Raw genomic sequence first — 15,991 nt, forward strand, 5'->3', positions numbered from 1 at the left:
AATGCGTCAAGAACAAATTGATTTGCTAGAAATAATCACCAATAAGCAAAATAGTAACCCTGAAATCAACACATTGTTTAAAGGGTTATTATATTCACCTTGGCAATGCTCGAATAAATTAATCGATAAATATGTTAGTAAATCATTAGCAAAAATAGTAAAACGATATAAACAGTCTGTGTTACATTTTGTTTTTAATACAACTAAATTTAATTGCTACCAAACTTATATTTGTGGAATTTATTTAGAGCTTAATGATAGCAACACAGGTGAAGAAGCAAATTTCTTAGCGCAATTAAATTTGTACAAAGAAATAATTTCGGAAGATCTCGAAAAAGCTAACCTTAACTTTGATGAATTATCATCACAAGGGCAAGATACATTAGTCGGTTTGTATATTTATGCGACCATTGCAGTATATGAGGTGGCGGGAATTATACAACCTATCGATAATTCAAAACACTTTCATCTCAAAATTAAAGAATGTTATTTAGATGCTTATTTAATAAAACAGTTTAGAACTTTTTGCAATCAATATAGTTGTATATCAGATTATTTAACTCTCTATGAATTAACCAAGAATTTAGGACTATCTCAATTACAAAAAAATAGTGAACCACTGAAAAATATTACTAACTATTTAATCGATAAAACCTTATCCATTAATATCAAATATCTTGATACGCCGCTTTCTTATTCATTCCAACAACTTTTTAATCGAGCCCAACTGTTAACTTTTTTATATTGCTATTTAGTTCATCATTGTTCAACACCAAATAAAATCGAATTAAAACCAGTCAAAATTCATAATGCGGATATTCTTAAAGCTAGGTTTAATCAAAATGAAATTGACAACTTAGTTGCCGATATTGACAATAGAACAGGATTTTATAATACAGTATTAGAAAGAACGGAGGTGAATGATTGGCTTAACTTAAAAAATTTCAATCTTTACTACATGTTCAATATTCACGCCAAATCATTGTTAGATAAAGCGTTAAGAGCACATCAAAAATGGTTTGAAATTAACTATTTAATTCCTTATTTTCGCAAAGAGCTTGATCAAGAAAGATTTATCATTGGTCAAGGTTTCAAACGAACTAATAAATATCAAAATAGGATCGCTAATTATGATGTCGATGTTGTTATATATGATAAAAAAACAGATCTTATTTATTTTTGTCAATTAAAACACACGGTAAATTTTCTAACAACTAACTTTAGAAATGAACTAAACACATTTAGTAGTGAAATCCTTGAAAAAGGCGTTAATCAGTTAACCGCACTAAGGAAAATTATCAATGATGATTTAATCAAGCAGCAACTTATCACCGCATTTCAAAATACTCCTTTAACAAAATCATATATAAGAAAAAATGATTTCTCTAAAAATAGTCGTTTTATATTAATTCATAATATGCAAGATTTCGATCTTTGTACAAAAAATAGCATAACCTTGTATGAATGGAACACCTTGCGTAACCTACTGAAAGGGAGTTGCATTTTTACAAAAATAGATAAAGATCACTATTATCGTGGTGAAAAAATAAAAGAATTGTCGATTGATTTGGCTGATCTAAATGCGGTAAAAGAACATAGCTATATGAATAATAATATTAATTCGAGCTTCAAAATTAGTAAAGAATACCTTGAGTTATCAATATATAGCCATTCACAAACCGTCATTTTCAACAAAATAATTATAAATAATATAAAATTAGATTGTATAGCTCCTTATTTTAATTAGTTATCAATAAATTTATGACTAGATATTTTATATTTCAAGCAGGTATCTAAAAAATCCTTCCTTGCTGAAGGAAAATCAACGTCAAAACAGCAAAATTAAACTACACCAACCTAAGTCGGTGTAGTTTTGACTTTATGGCTATACTTTAAACGTAATCCACGGTTTAAGTTTAACCACTGTTTGAATCAAACCGGCGTTTTGTTGTGCTTCAATCACTGGTGTGATCGGTTTGTAGGCTGTGGGCGCCTCTTCACGTAGCCGTTCTTCTTTTAAGGTAATACATTGCCATGGCAAATTAACCTTATCATATTCGACTTTTTTGCTACGCATAGCTTGTCGTCTTTCTGCTCGACCTGCACCGTGTGAGCAAGACCATAACCAATCTGCATTACCTTTACCTACTGCCACATAAGAGTGATCACCCATTGAGCCAGGGATTAAAGCTATCTGACCAGCATAAGCAGGCGTTGCCCCTTTACGATGAATATTCATCTCATGTTCAGGCAAAATGATATTGTGTGAAATATCGACCACAAGTTGACTATCATCTTGATGAAAAATAGTTGCAAGCGATTTACGTATCAATTCGGTAATCACAATTCGATTAATCCAAGCATAACGCGCAGCAACGCCCATAGCTTGTAAATAGGCCTGTGCGTGACTATCTGTTAAACCAAACAATCCTGATTTTGGTTGCTTTTCATTATTCGGCCATAAAGCTTTTGCTCTATCTTGCCAACGCTGACCAATGTAAAAACCAACATCACGCGATCCGGTGTGAATCATGACGACGACACTACTTTTTTCAAGACCTAATTGATAAGCTAAATGTCGATCGATAATATCATCAACAATTTGTAACTCGACAAAATGGTTGCCAGATCCGACTGTACCTAAACTCGCAGGGCGAATAATATCGCGCTTTTCAAAAAAGGCTTCAGGTGCATACTGACTATCTGCCTTAATTAAGTGATTACCCGATATTTTATTAAGCTCTGCGTGTAACCGTTCATAATTAACTGAATTCCACAAACCTTGCTGCGGTAACGCCGATAACCATGCTCCAAGACCTTGATCGAATAATGCTTGAAAAGATTGCGAAGTAACAGGTACATCACGTTCATCTTGCAATAACACACGTTTTAATTGTGCAATAATTGTCGATTTTTGTTCACACACCTGATCAAAGCTTAAACCCGTGGTAAAAAGACGCATACCGCAATTAATATCGGTACCAATTGCTGCCGGGATAATTAAATCCTGAGTAGTTGCAACAATACTACCAACAGGCGCAACCGCACCCGGATGAAAATCAGGTGTAGCACGAGCCATGCAAACTTTCCCTACACTATTAGGAACGCTCACAGATGCAAAGTTCAGTAGCTGTTCTACCGCTTTTTGCTCTAATGGCAATGGACTCGGTAACAAAATCTGAGCAGAAGTATTTTCTTTATTTAAAGTATAAATATCATTATTAAAATGACTTTCAATCCCAAGACGGGACAAACGTTTTTGTAAACGGGAAAATGTAGACATAATAGCCACCTAGAAAACAATAAAAAAGCGTCTCCTCAAATTGAGAAGATAATTACTGTTTTCCTGCAGCAGCACTATTCAGGAAAGCGGATGAATTCTATACGCTGATTATTTATTTGTAAAGGACAAAATTGATATAGTAAGTCTGATAAATTTATTTTTATGACTCGCTCATTTGCTTTAAAATAGCAAACTCACCGATAAATTGATGAAGTTTATTTAAATCTTTAAAAGGTGTTACTGATGGTCAACCTTGGCAGATTGATATGCAAAAAACAGCAGATCATTTTGGGTGATGATTTGTATTTTTCAATCCAAATATTGGGAAGGTTTTCCTATGCTTTCGAAATTTGGCTTTGGGCTTAGGCAAGTGTTAACACACTATTTGCTTGCTAAAGATTAGCACGTGACTTTGAATGACGGTTCGAAGCTAATTGCAGTAAAAAACATCACATCACTGCTGAATCTGATCATTTATCGCAATGAGTTAAACTCAATGGCTAGAGGGCTTACTCGTGCTAATTCAATATAAAATAGATAATATACGGTGATTAAATGGACAAAAAAGCAAAAAAGATTCTGTTTCAAACCTATTGGAAAAATGGCTGGAAAGACAGAAAAGAGATAAAAACAGAGCCTAGCGACTTCGCGTATGCGAAAGAAAAAGGATTAATGTTTGATCCCATTACCATATCACACGATGATTGTGTCAATAAAATCATAAACATCGTCGCCACAATCACACTTGAACACGTTGCCAAGGCCTTTTTGAGCAGCTTATCAACGCGACGACTTGATTGGCGCTCAGGTATTGCATCATACTTTATCGCCAAATTAATGACAGCGCATCAATATACGCCAGTCGTGTCTGGTCAATCTTATCAAGATGGCCAAATGAGTCATTCATCCTATACGTGTCAGGTCTGCCGAGATCTCAAATATGGCATGATAGGTAATGAAAACTACGTCAAAGCAGATTTAAATATCTTAAACTTTGAACGAATAAAGTGGGGGGGAGTGCGTCATGGTGATTTACTTTATACCTACTTTGATCTCATGCAATTCACCAAACAGGCAATCTCTGAACCGACCAAAGATGATATAGCTATTTTAAAAGGGATATTAGCCATTATTGCATCTTGTCAGCAAGATGATTATCCGGGTTCACTGAGTGATAAACTGACGGATGTACCTAACTTTAAATCCAATCAGGATGAACGTAATACCATTATTGAGATTTTGGCTTGTGTGGGAATTTTACAACCCGCTTCTTATGAACGCCCAACAAGGGGAAAACACGATTGGGTATATGCCACTTATTGGCGTGGTCAGGATAAATACAATCAACAAATGGTGAAGCAATTATTTGGTCTTTAATGCATGATCTCTAATTTGCTCTAGGGGCTGTTGAATCTCATCCCAACTCAGCCCACCAAATATTTTTTCAGCCTGTCGGCATCATTACTCTTCTGTTTTTTGGTTCTCGAAATCGCAAAAAGCTATATTTAACAATGACTGGTCAAAGCAGATAGTTTTTTCATATTGTGTAGTGAGTGATAAGCCCAACAGCGACGAGAAACAGATTTACCATTAAAGATCAAATCAAAGCAACGGCACATGTCGAATGTCGAAAAGATGCTAATGTGATTAATGAAATCCCAATGGCATACAAAGATATTGATGCTGTTATGGCTGCGCAAAATGCATTGGTCGAGATAATGCATCAATTAAGGCAAGTGGTGGGTGTGAAGGGGTAAAAATGATCGAGGAGCGATCCTCGATTTTATTTAATCTTTACTACTATCAACTTTAAATTGCCAAACTTACTAAGCACTGTAATTGCATTAGTATTCTGTTCAATAAGATCCTTACAGATCCTCCCTTTAGGTTATTGCAATGGATTTCGCCTTGAAAGCCACCGTGCAATATTGAAGTTCAGGTGTTCAGGCGAGCGAGGGGTTCAGACCAATCCCTCCGGCTCCCCGTTCCACTGCGCGTGGGGCGTAATGGCGGATATTTGACAGATTTGAGGTATGTCAGTTGATTTATATGCTAATAGGATTATTGAGGTAAAGATTAAGGGATGAGATTTTTTTGTGATGTAATTTGCAATTTATTTATTAAAATAAATAATGATGAACACGAATATATATTAGACAGTTAATATGATGTTCGAAATTCAATCATATTTTGTTTAAATGGATTCAATATATAAAAAAATGGTACTTTTATTTATTTATTTAGCCTATTTTGGTTTTATATTTCTTCTAGTTGGTATAAAATTATTTCAAATTCGGCTTAAGAGTGGTTCTGTATGATTAATATAAAAGATGATATTTTCTTAGATTTGTTAACTGATGGATTAAAGGGAAATAGAGACAGCTTAACGATGAGAATTCGTGTACTTATTCGAAAAGTTAAATCAAGTTCTCCTGAGTTAGCAAAAAATTTAGATGAATTGTTGGTCAAAAATATATCTGTCACGCCTTTAAAAGGGCTTTCATCTAACAAACCGCCAGTTCCTGTTGATGCTGATAGTAGGCAAAAATTATTAGTAGAAAACTATCCAGTAGTTTTGGAGACTAAGCCACTATGGACTGATAATGTAGAAACTTCGCTAAAAAGAATTATTTTAGAATGGGAGAAAAGGGAAGATTTAGTTAAAAATGGGCTTTCTCCTTCAAAATCTTTATTGATGGAAGGTCCTCCTGGTGTAGGGAAAACATTAGCAGCAAAATGGCTAGCTCAAAACTTGAATTTACCACTTTTAACTCTAGATCTTGCTAATGTCATGAGTAGCTTTTTAGGTAAAACAGGCTCTAATATAAAAGCCGTTTTAGATTACGCAAGATCATTTCCGTGTATTTTATTATTGGATGAATTTGATTCAATAGCTAAAAAAAGAGATGATTATTCGGATGTTGGTGAATTAAAAAGGTTAGTAACAGTCCTACTACAGGCTATTGATGATTGGCCTACAACGTCTATTCTTGTTGCAGCAACAAATCATTGTGAGTTATTAGATTTAGCTGTTTGGCGACGATTTGATCAAATTATCCATTTTGATTTGCCCTCAAAAGAATTAATTACTGAATATTTATTATTTCATGATATTCCCGCATATATTTCAAACTCTATAAGCGACAAGTATGTAGGGCAATCTTTTGCAGTAGTTGAACGTTCTATTAATCATGCTAAACGAAATGCGGTTTTGGAAGGTATATCTATCTATCGAGGTTTATTGAAAGAACTTAATTTGGATGGAGCTTTAGAACATATTGTATTAGAGATGAATGCTGATGGTTTTTCTCAACGACAAATAGCCAAAGAACTAAAAATTGCAAGAGTTACTGTTAGTAAAATAATTAAAAATAGTAAGGAATAGTTTATGAATAATAAAAATCTTTTATTAGGTTATGGTGAGACTTTGTCTTCACCTGTTGAATTAAAACATGGTGGTGGTGATAAAAACTGTCCTTATACTTATGAGGAAAATAGACCAATTATATTAAAAGAACTTTATGATTTTATAAATGTATCGAACAAAATTTTGGATAAAGCTAAACCAAACAATAACGTTGTTGCTAAATTACTATTACACCCTGCGTTCCTTTCTAAAACTTATTTTCCTCAAGCGTTGTTACGATCATTTTCTTTAAATATGATTGGTAGTAAATCTGTAAATATAGTACCAAGGGGCTATTCTAAAAAAATAAAAAAATCAAATGAAACTGGTGAATTATCTAGTGCTTGTTTATATATTGCAGGTTCCGTTAAGTCATTCCAAACTTTACACGATCACTTAGAATCGAATGATTTAACCGAAAAATTAAAGAATGAAATAAAAAAAATAGAAAAAATAGAGCTTTTTAATAATAACGATAAGATTAAACATATTGATCCATCTCAAATAGAGAGAAAGATTGAGGTTGCGATTCATACACCTGATGATTATCAAAATATCCTGCCACTTTTTGCAAGTTATGCAGGATTATGTGGTGCTAAAGTCGATATGAATCGGGTTTTATCCGTTAAAGGATTATCCTTTTTGCCGATGATTGCTACACCAGAAGTTATTAATCATGTTGCTGAATTTACTTTTTTGCGTACTGTGAGAGATCTTCCATCTCTTCGAATCAATAATCCTGTTTTTACCAGAACTACCGATACAACGAAAAAGTTTTTATTACCTGACTCCTCTGCTTTAGATAAGAGTATTAAAGTCGCTATTTTTGATGGAGGAATTGGTTGTAATGATTATAATAAATGGGTTAATGAAATTAAGTGTAATCCGATCGCAAACGCGTCTTCTGATTTGTTAAATCATGGTCAAGATGTGACATCTACCGTTTTATTTGGACCTATTGTTAATGGTCAAAAAGAATTATCTGTACCATATGCGAATATTGACCATTATAGAGTCTTAGATGATTCAATTAGTACTGATTCTGATTTATTTGATGTATTAATTCGAATTAAATCGGTATTGGAAAAGAATGATTACCAATATGTAAATTTAAGTTTAGGTCCAAGATTACCCGTTGACGATGATGATGTGCATGTTTGGACATCAGTTCTCGAACAATATTTTTCTGATGGTAAAACATTATGTACTGTTGCGGTAGGGAATGATGGATCATTACCAACATCTTTAAATAGAATTCAACCACCTTCTGATCTAGTTAACGCGTTAGCTGTTGGTGCTGCAGATTCACTAGCCGATAACTGGAATCGCTGTGATTACAGTTGTGTTGGGCCAGGAAGAAGCCCTGGATACGTTAAACCAGATGGCGTTGCATTTGGAGGGTCGGTAGAAGAACCTTTCACGGTTTATAATCCTTATTTAGGCGGTGTTTCTCAAACAGCTGGCACTAGTTTTGCCTCTCCATTTGTTTTACGGCAAGCAATTGGTTTAGCTGCGAGTTTACAACATAATATTACTCCTTTAACAGCTAAAACATTATTAATTCATCATACCTCTAATAGTTCTCATGATAAAAAAGAGGTTGGATGGGGGAGATTTCCAACTAATCTAGATGAAATGTTGTATTGTGGTGATGATGAAGTAAAAGTAATATATCAAGATGAATTAGCGCCATCACAACATGTGAGAATACCTATACCATTTCCAAGTATTCCGATAAATGGCAAAGTTCATATTAAAGCAACCTTTTGTTTTTCATCTGCTGTAGATGCTGAACATCCACTAAATTATACAAGAAATGGGTTAGTGGTAGTTTTCAGAACGGATAAGGATATACAAAATAGTACTAAATCTTTTTTCAATTTAAAGGGTGTATATTCTACAGAGCAAGAGCTTCGTGAAGATGCGCATAAATGGGAAACAACCCTACATAAAACACAGACTTTTCTAAAAGGTACTCTTAATAATCCTTGTTTTGATGTTATTTATTATGGAAGAGAGGCTGGAATGTCTATTGATACTAAGCAATTAGAACCATTGCCTTACGTATTAGTTGTGAGCGTAAAAGCTGATAACACACCTGAGCTATATAATAACATTGTACAAAGATATCAGACGTTATCCCCTATAAAGATTAAGCAACAAGTTAGAATTAATATTTAGTACTAATGATTGTTTTGTATAACATTCTGAATCTTTTATTATAAGGTTCTAGAATGTTATTTATCTTTTATAAGCCTCTCCACCGCCTTCACCTTAATCCCCAAAATTTTAGCAATATCTTCAACCGAAACACCTTTATCCAACAAAGCATTAATCAATATTTTCTTTTCAGTCTCAGCTTTTCCTTTTATTTCTTTTGCTTTTTGTTGAGCTGTTTTTGTCTTATCCTTCTCAACCGCCAACTTCTCTTTAGCAATCAATTTTTCTTCCTTGCGGATGCGTTCAACCACTTGATAAGTTGGGACGTATTTTAGGCTTTGTTCTAACTCGTCCATAAGTTTGGTACTGCGAAAGCTGATATAGGATTTAGGGGTGATGATTAGGTGGTCAATTTGGTTATCACGCAATAACACACGTTGCATAATACTGTAGACATCGTCTGTGCCTTCAATAATAGCGTTTGTCATGCTTGGTTAATTTAATATCCATATTATCACCTTGTAAAATCAATTACAGCCTTTTCTGTTTAGGCTGGCCTGTTATTAAATAAACAATTCCGCAAGCTGACTTTTTGGGCTGTATTTTTGTTACAATTATTCAGAAGTCTATACCGTTTTAATTATTAATTAAGATTCTTGTAAATCAAAACAGATAATACAAGTTGATAAATAATATTTTATGTAATTGATTCATTTAGTCACTAGTCTAAACATCACCAAATTATTATATTGCTTAAGGTTGCAATAACAATAGTTCTACCATCCCATGAGAATCCATAGCAAAAAACATAGCCAGAAAAAATTCTGGTAATAGTGAGTTTGAAAATGTTCAATAAGAACTGATTTTTCATTAGGGAACAAATAAATATTATTTTTTAGACATAAAATAATTTACGAATTAGATAGTTAACGTATTGTGACTCTATTGACTTACTGCTAAAGCGCATATTGTGATGATTTCCAGCAATCTGGTGTCTAGCATGAAGAAGGTTTGTTATAAAAGCGACCAAGTAAACGGAAAATCGCCCACAGTTAAACTTTTTTAACAGTCAAAATCAAACAAACTACTTTGAGTACAAGTCGAAGTTGGCACGTATATGCCAACTTGAAAACAATTTAACTATGGAGATTTAAAGAAGTTTTTTGAATAATGCAATCAAGGATAAATTCTTTTCACCTAGTCGCATAAAAAATTTCTTATCTGTCTCTTCAACAACTAACGTTGCCTTAGCCGCAATGTTTAGGCCTGCTTTTGTTACTGAAATCGCTTTGGCTCGGGTATCTTGTGGATGAGGAATACGCTCAAAATATCCCGCTTTTTCAAGCACACGAACAACCTGAGAAGTCGTCATTGGATCACTACCGGTTAATTGTGATAACCGAGCTTGTGTCAGTGGCTCCTTTTCATAAAACCAACTAGCTACAGCTAAAACAACAAATTGTGTGTGTGTCAGTCCAATGTGTTGCAAAGCATTTCGCTGTTCCCTTTGCCAACTATTTGACACTCTCCATAGCAAAAAACCAGGGCTGTCATATGGTCCTTCAAAACAACTTGGAAGAGGCTTGTTAGATTTAGATGACATACAATCAAACCATCTTATCAGCTAGATATTTTGCTAAACCAGCCATCACATCTGGAAAGTCTGAGCTAATACCTTCTCCGAAAGCCTGCGCATCGGGACCTTGTGTATGAATAGCATAGATAAATTTGCTCTGACCTGGGTTCACTACTTCTATCCGATGTTCGACTCGGACCCGTGTTTCACCTATTAAGGTTTCGTCAATAAAATGTATTTCTTCAGCTACATCAACAAGCTGACTACGGACGATCTCACCATCAGGAAGTTCCATTGAAAACCATGTTCCTGACACAAATGGCCCTTCAATCTTGATTGATTTTACCCCTGGATTCCACTGTTTCCAGTTAGCAGTATCGACAAATACCTGCCAAATTTGTTCTGGCGTATTATTGACATTTAACTCAAAAGATTTACTCCAAATGTTATTTTTATTCATAGAATGTTCCGATATTATTATATGTAAGTGCAAATATTATATGTGCACTTATAATATCACTATTAGTACTAATTTCAAGTATCAGTACTGATTAAACATCATTTTAATTTTTCTGAATAATGATCTTACTTATCATCTGATTAGGGTGGTGCTTTCTTTTAAAGTTATTATTTTCTCGAATCTTCAACCTCGTTTTGTGCTAAATAATATTACGATTCAGGGCATGGAGAATATGCTGACTCACTATTTGAGTAAAAAATAAACTAGCTAAAATCTAATTATTGATGATAATAATCTCATCTGAAAGGGAATTTTTAACATCCACAACGAAATACAACAAAAAATGATTTAAATAAAAAATAACCCACCTCCCTTCTTGTTTAACCGGAACTAAAAACGCCTCTTATTTTAGTTCCGGCTAACTATTTACTGTATCGTGTAATACATTTTCATTGACTTAATTGCTTAACATTGTTTATTTCATTAAGATATTCATTTCTTCCCTAACTTGCGGTACCGTTAAACCGACAATAATTTGTAATGATTGACCTTTGTAGACAACATTTATCGCACCATGGCTTTGAAAATAAGCGGTTTCCTCAACCAATTCAGGATTATCTACTTGGATACGTAACCGTGTTGCGCAGTTAGTTATGTGTTTAATATTTTCTTTACCACCCAATCCTTCAAGAAAGGCGATGGCTTTTTGTGTCACGACATCATGCTCATTTGTGTCAGACTCAGCATGATGCGCATCCTCGCGTTTACTTTTTTGGTAATCAGATTTTGTAAAGAGTTTGATCTTAGCATCGGAACGACCTGGCGTCATAAGATTAAATTTAACAATGAGGAATTTAAACACATAGAAGTAAATGACAGTGAAAGTTAAGCCAATAGCAATTTGAATAACATACGTTACCCAATGATTTGCCCCTAGTGGTAACCAGTTTTGGAAAAGAAAATCGACAACACCTAAATAGAAATTTCCTGATACACCAAATAGGTACATAATTGTTGCCATCGTTGCTGCCAAAATGGCATGTACCAAAAATAGCATCGGAGCAATAAAGATAAAGGTAAATTCAATTGGTTCCGTGATCCCCGTCAACACAGCCGTTAGCGTTGCACCGATTAACAGTCCGGCAACCATTTTCTTATTTTCTGGCTTAGCCGTAGCATAGATAGCCATAGCAATACCAGAGCAACCGAATACTTTTCCCATTCCAATTAACATAAATCCACCTTGTGGGAATAATTCGGTTAATGGTGCATCGCTGTTAGCAAATTCAGAAATATGAGAAATCCAATAATTGACAGTACCACCATCGGTAACAATTGGACCAAAATAGACCGGACCATAGACAAAGTGATGTAGACCAGTCGGAATTAAAATACGTTCTAAAAAGGTAAACAACCAAACGCCGATCGCACCAGAATCTAAAATAATAATCTGTAAACTTTGAATTCCACTTTGGATAGGCGGCCACACCAACACCGTCAAAATTGCTAAAATAAGCATTAAAGGAAAACAAAAAATTACGATTAATGGTGTCCCAGTAAAGATATTCGCCCAATCAGGTAAACGTAAATCAAAAAAACGATTATGCATCCAAACGGTAAAAGCAGCAGTCATAATCGATCCAACAATAGAAGTATCTAAAGTTAATACGCCGCCAACTTCGGTTAATCCTGTTTGACCAGCTTGATAATTGATACCGAGCTGCTCAGACCAAACATCAATGATTCCACCAATAAAATAGTTGAATGTTAAATAAGAGATAAAAGCAGCCAATACCGCACGGCCGGATGCCTTTTTAGCTAATGCAATTGGTAAACCAAGAGCAAATAACATTGGCATATTTTGAAACAAAACCATAGATGCTTTTTGAAATATACCAACAATTTTCACATAAGTAGAGCCTTCTACTGCAAAAGGAAATAAGTGAGGATCAAGTAAAACAACCGTTAGTCCCAATAAAATGCCCGCAGCGGGAAAAAGTAAAACAGGAACAAACATTGCTGCACCAAAACGTTGAATTGTATTTCTCATATACATTAACCTTTTATTAATATATTGATTTTATTATTTTGGAAATAGTGATGTGCATTTTTAAGAATAACACTAAGCATTGATTTCAACCTTAGTGTTACTCCCAGTAATGATATAAAAATTATTTAAAGAACTGTGGCAAATAGTCTTTATTTTCGTTTAAAATCTCTTCAACAATGGCTTTGGCTTTCGGAACATTTACAACAGTTCGATTAAGTGTTAATGCATTGATTAATTTCTGTTTAGAACCTTCATACCACGCATCAACCACTAATTTTTCATAACCTAATTGAATTTCAATCATGGCTTTTTGGAATGTAGGAATAGTACCAATTGCAAATGCTTTTGGACCATCTGAAGTCAGCATACATGGTACTTCTACCATCGCATCATCTTGTAGGTTACGAATAGCACCATTATTTGGCACAATCACCAGATAGATATCACCTTTGTTATAGGCAAGTGATGCAGCAACTCGAATCATATAACGGCCGTGGATGTCATCATGAACATCTTCACCAGCAATGGAATTTTTTTCAATAATGCGTCTACACATTGCAAATACGTTTTTTTCACGACCATTAATGACTTGGCGGGCTCGGGTATTGTTAATGTCTTCTTTACTTACCATTTTTTCTGGATATAAATAGTATTGTAAATAAGTATTTGGTAAAAACTCAGGATTATCTCTTAACATGGTTTCCATGTTTTTAAATGTTGCTTGCCAAGAGGCATCGTTAGCAATCACCGCATCAACTGCTTTGATACCATCTTTTAAAATAATATCTTTAATACGTTGAGTTAAATCCTCACCTTGTTTATTTTTAATTTTAGTAAACCAACCATAGTGATTTAAACCAAAGTATTCAGGTACAAAATCCCAAATTTCACAGCCGAGCAAATTAGCATAACTCACCATGATCGCCGCTGGCATATCACAGATATTTAAGATTCGCTTATCATCCGGAAATTCCCTATTTAAGGCTTCTGCGACGATTGCGGCTGGATTAGTATAATTTAAAATCCAAGCTTCTTTTTGATAAGAGCGAATTTCACGAACTAATTCAATCATATCGCCAATTGACCGTAATCCATAAGCCATACCACCTGCTCCACAAGTTTCCTGACCGACACATTGATGTGACAAAGGAATTTGCTCATCACGTTCACGCATTTTTAAACCGCCAGAACGAATTTGCATAAAAAAGAAATCAGAATTTTCAAAAGCAACTTTTTTGTCAGTGGTATAAATAAACTCTTCAATTTCGGGATAGAGTTCTTTAAACATAATTTCCGTTGCTTTTGCATTTAATTCTTGTCGAGCAGCATCAATATCATAAAAAACTACCCTTTTTAATGGAAAGCTTTCTTTCTCTGTAACCAAACTTCGCATAATACCTAATGTATAAGTACTACCAGCGCCGACAACAGTTAAATTAATCTTTTTCATAGTATGCTTCCTAAATTATACTTGTTAAATAAAACTCACACTCAATATGTTACCAATAAGTATCTAACTAAATAATACCAATTTAATACAAATGTGAAAAAGATCACAAAATTTTTTCATTTGTTATAAGTTATAAGCTAGGAAATTATGTATATGGTAAAGTAAGAAATGCTAATAAGATGAGGCTATTTTGTATATGCTATTTGAATTATTCAATGTTAAAATAATACAAATTTAATACTAGAGAAAATACCGTGAGTAAACCACTTTACCGACAAATTGCTGAAGCTTTTGAACAAAAAATTCGCTCCGGTGAATTAGATGTTGATGATGTATTACCAACCGAACAATCTTTACAAGATATGTATAATGTAAGTCGAGTCACCGTTCGAAAAGCTATTGAACAACTTGAAAATCAAGGTTTAGTTCAGCGTATCAAAGGAAGTGGCACGTATGTAAAATATAATCCGGCCAAATATGATAGTTTTCAATTAAAGGGATTCGACGAAAATATTACCGCCCAAGGACGTACAGCTGGTACAAAAGTAATACATTTTCAATTAGAACCAGCACCATCGGCTATCGCAGAACATCTAAAAATTGAAGCGGGTACGATGATATTCTCAATTATACGAATTAGAACAATCGATGATGAACCAGAAATATTGGAACAAAGTTATATGCCTCTTTCACTCTTTCCAGATTTAAGTGTGGAAGTGATGCAAACATCAAAATATCACTATATTGAAAAACAAAAAGGCTACCAAATATCCCATAGTCGACAAGATTTAAAACCGGTTTTAGCTACTGATGTGATAGCCAAGCATTTAAATATTAAAACCAATCATCCTGTAATACGTCAACGTTCTACCAGTGAGTTAATAAATGGTGAAATATTTGAATATAGCGTTCAATATTTAAGAGGATTCCAATACCGGTTTGAGTATATTGCCCGCAGAGGATTGGAATAGGAATTCATCAACACAGTAAAGAATTTTTGATATTAATAAAAAATAGGTTTTTATGTACATCATTATTAATTGTTAAACTCGTAATACGATATCGTATTGCTAGTCGCGGTTCACGTGAATGAATTAAATTACGATTAATTGGTTAAATTAATTAAATTTACCTTATTCAGTATTAATGATATAATGTCAAAATAGAATTTTTAACATGTACAACAAATTAAAAAAGCTAAAGAATTGAATAAAAAGATTAATAATCCCGTCGAGGTGAAACGTTAAACTGTCCTTGATTTTTGTTATATCATTCAAGGTCAGCATGCTTACCCTCTCACCAATTGGTTAATGAAAAGCAACTTGAACAACACTTATGTGGTTTAGTGAATGTGCCACATAGTCGAGATTTATATGCGCTTTTTTAAGATGCATCTGGGGATTGTGATTATCATGGCATTATTCAGCATGATGATTCGACCGAACTGTGCTCGTCGTCGGTAAAAGTAGGCCCCCCAGTAAATGCTTACTTAAGTTTTAATCGTGATGGTTTTTCATCGCATTGTCGTGATTATAAGGCTTACTGGCAATGGGTTGCTAAACGTAATGAACAGCGTTATCGTAGCAATATTGAAAACGGTAATGAT

At 34.1% G+C, this 15,991-nt stretch carries 11 protein-coding genes and 1 pseudogene; 6 read left to right on the plus strand and 6 right to left on the minus strand.

Annotated elements, in window-relative coordinates; translation table 11 throughout:
* The first annotated feature begins 1 nt into the window (after position 1).
* Positions 2-1,747, plus strand: a complete 1,746-nt coding sequence (locus JMI89_RS11215) for a hypothetical protein (RefSeq protein WP_220680102.1) — start codon at positions 2-4, stop codon at positions 1,745-1,747.
* Between the two features lie 138 nt (positions 1,748-1,885).
* Here JMI89_RS11215 and JMI89_RS11220 read toward each other — a convergent pair whose 3' ends face one another.
* Positions 1,886-3,283: an RtcB family protein gene (locus tag JMI89_RS11220; protein WP_220680103.1), complete on the minus strand. Its 1,398-nt coding sequence runs from the start codon at positions 3,281-3,283 to the stop codon at positions 1,886-1,888.
* A gap of 555 nt (positions 3,284-3,838) precedes the next feature.
* On the opposite strand from JMI89_RS11220, the gene JMI89_RS11225 reads away from it, so the two are divergent.
* From JMI89_RS11225 to JMI89_RS11240, 4 genes and pseudogenes are all read left to right on the plus strand, one after another.
* Positions 3,839-4,660, plus strand: coding sequence for a hypothetical protein (locus JMI89_RS11225; protein WP_220680104.1), 822 nt, complete (start codon positions 3,839-3,841; stop codon positions 4,658-4,660).
* 179 nt (positions 4,661-4,839) lie between these two features.
* Positions 4,840-5,040: pseudogene (locus tag JMI89_RS11230) on the plus strand (RtcB family protein); the annotation flags it as partial.
* 557 nt (positions 5,041-5,597) lie between these two features.
* On the plus strand, positions 5,598-6,668 hold the full coding sequence (locus tag JMI89_RS11235; protein WP_220680106.1) for an ATP-binding protein: 1,071 nt from the start codon (positions 5,598-5,600) through the stop codon (positions 6,666-6,668).
* A gap of 3 nt (positions 6,669-6,671) precedes the next feature.
* Entirely contained in the window at positions 6,672-8,870 is a 2,199-nt protein-coding gene (locus JMI89_RS11240; RefSeq protein WP_220680107.1) for a S8 family peptidase, read from the plus strand.
* 56 nt (positions 8,871-8,926) lie between these two features.
* Here the strand turns inward: JMI89_RS11240 and JMI89_RS11245 are convergent, their stop codons facing one another.
* The 5 genes from JMI89_RS11245 to JMI89_RS11265 all read right to left on the minus strand — a co-directional run bounded on the left by JMI89_RS11245 (position 8,927) and on the right by JMI89_RS11265 (position 14,385).
* Positions 8,927-9,337, minus strand: a complete 411-nt coding sequence (locus JMI89_RS11245; protein ID WP_220680108.1) for a helix-turn-helix domain-containing protein — start codon at positions 9,335-9,337, stop codon at positions 8,927-8,929.
* 662 nt (positions 9,338-9,999) lie between these two features.
* Positions 10,000-10,452 (minus strand): MarR family winged helix-turn-helix transcriptional regulator, encoded by a 453-nt coding sequence (locus JMI89_RS11250; protein ID WP_187756196.1) that lies wholly within the window; start codon positions 10,450-10,452, stop codon positions 10,000-10,002.
* A 4-nt stretch (positions 10,453-10,456) separates the two neighbouring features.
* Complete coding sequence (locus tag JMI89_RS11255) at positions 10,457-10,885, minus strand: SRPBCC family protein (protein WP_220680109.1); 429 nt, start codon at positions 10,883-10,885, stop codon at positions 10,457-10,459.
* A 475-nt stretch (positions 10,886-11,360) separates the two neighbouring features.
* The gene (locus JMI89_RS11260) at positions 11,361-12,935 is read right to left on the minus strand and encodes an alpha-glucoside-specific PTS transporter subunit IIBC (RefSeq protein ID WP_220680110.1); all 1,575 of its coding nucleotides are present in this window, start codon (positions 12,933-12,935) and stop codon (positions 11,361-11,363) included.
* Between the two features lie 121 nt (positions 12,936-13,056).
* Positions 13,057-14,385 carry a 6-phospho-alpha-glucosidase gene (locus JMI89_RS11265; RefSeq protein ID WP_187756199.1) on the minus strand — a complete coding sequence of 443 codons (1,329 nt, stop codon included), beginning with the start codon at positions 14,383-14,385 and terminating at the stop codon, positions 13,057-13,059.
* A 254-nt stretch (positions 14,386-14,639) separates the two neighbouring features.
* Here JMI89_RS11265 and JMI89_RS11270 point away from each other — a divergent pair, with 254 nt between their 5' ends.
* Entirely contained in the window at positions 14,640-15,356 is a 717-nt protein-coding gene (locus tag JMI89_RS11270) for a GntR family transcriptional regulator (protein ID WP_187756200.1), read from the plus strand.
* Positions 15,357-15,991: the final 635 nt, after the last annotated feature.

The organism is Frischella sp. Ac48, from assembly GCF_019641635.1.
In the GTDB taxonomy this organism is placed as follows: domain Bacteria; phylum Pseudomonadota; class Gammaproteobacteria; order Enterobacterales; family Orbaceae; genus Frischella; species Frischella japonica.

What these genes read in the sequence shown, in the direction of transcription:
- JMI89_RS11215 (WP_220680102.1), top strand. Translation starts at nt 2, where the DNA reads ATGCGTCAAGAACAAATTGATTTGCTAGAAATAATCACCAATAAGCAA.
- JMI89_RS11220 (WP_220680103.1), bottom strand. Translation starts at nt 3,283, where the DNA reads ATGTCTACATTTTCCCGTTTACAAAAACGTTTGTCCCGTCTTGGGATT.
- JMI89_RS11225 (WP_220680104.1), top strand. Translation starts at nt 3,839, where the DNA reads ATGGACAAAAAAGCAAAAAAGATTCTGTTTCAAACCTATTGGAAAAAT.
- JMI89_RS11235 (WP_220680106.1), top strand. Translation starts at nt 5,598, where the DNA reads ATGATTAATATAAAAGATGATATTTTCTTAGATTTGTTAACTGATGGA.
- JMI89_RS11240 (WP_220680107.1), top strand. Translation starts at nt 6,672, where the DNA reads ATGAATAATAAAAATCTTTTATTAGGTTATGGTGAGACTTTGTCTTCA.
- JMI89_RS11245 (WP_220680108.1), bottom strand. Translation starts at nt 9,337, where the DNA reads ATGACAAACGCTATTATTGAAGGCACAGACGATGTCTACAGTATTATG.
- JMI89_RS11250 (WP_187756196.1), bottom strand. Translation starts at nt 10,452, where the DNA reads ATGTCATCTAAATCTAACAAGCCTCTTCCAAGTTGTTTTGAAGGACCA.
- JMI89_RS11255 (WP_220680109.1), bottom strand. Translation starts at nt 10,885, where the DNA reads ATGAATAAAAATAACATTTGGAGTAAATCTTTTGAGTTAAATGTCAAT.
- JMI89_RS11260 (WP_220680110.1), bottom strand. Translation starts at nt 12,935, where the DNA reads ATGAGAAATACAATTCAACGTTTTGGTGCAGCAATGTTTGTTCCTGTT.
- JMI89_RS11265 (WP_187756199.1), bottom strand. Translation starts at nt 14,385, where the DNA reads ATGAAAAAGATTAATTTAACTGTTGTCGGCGCTGGTAGTACTTATACA.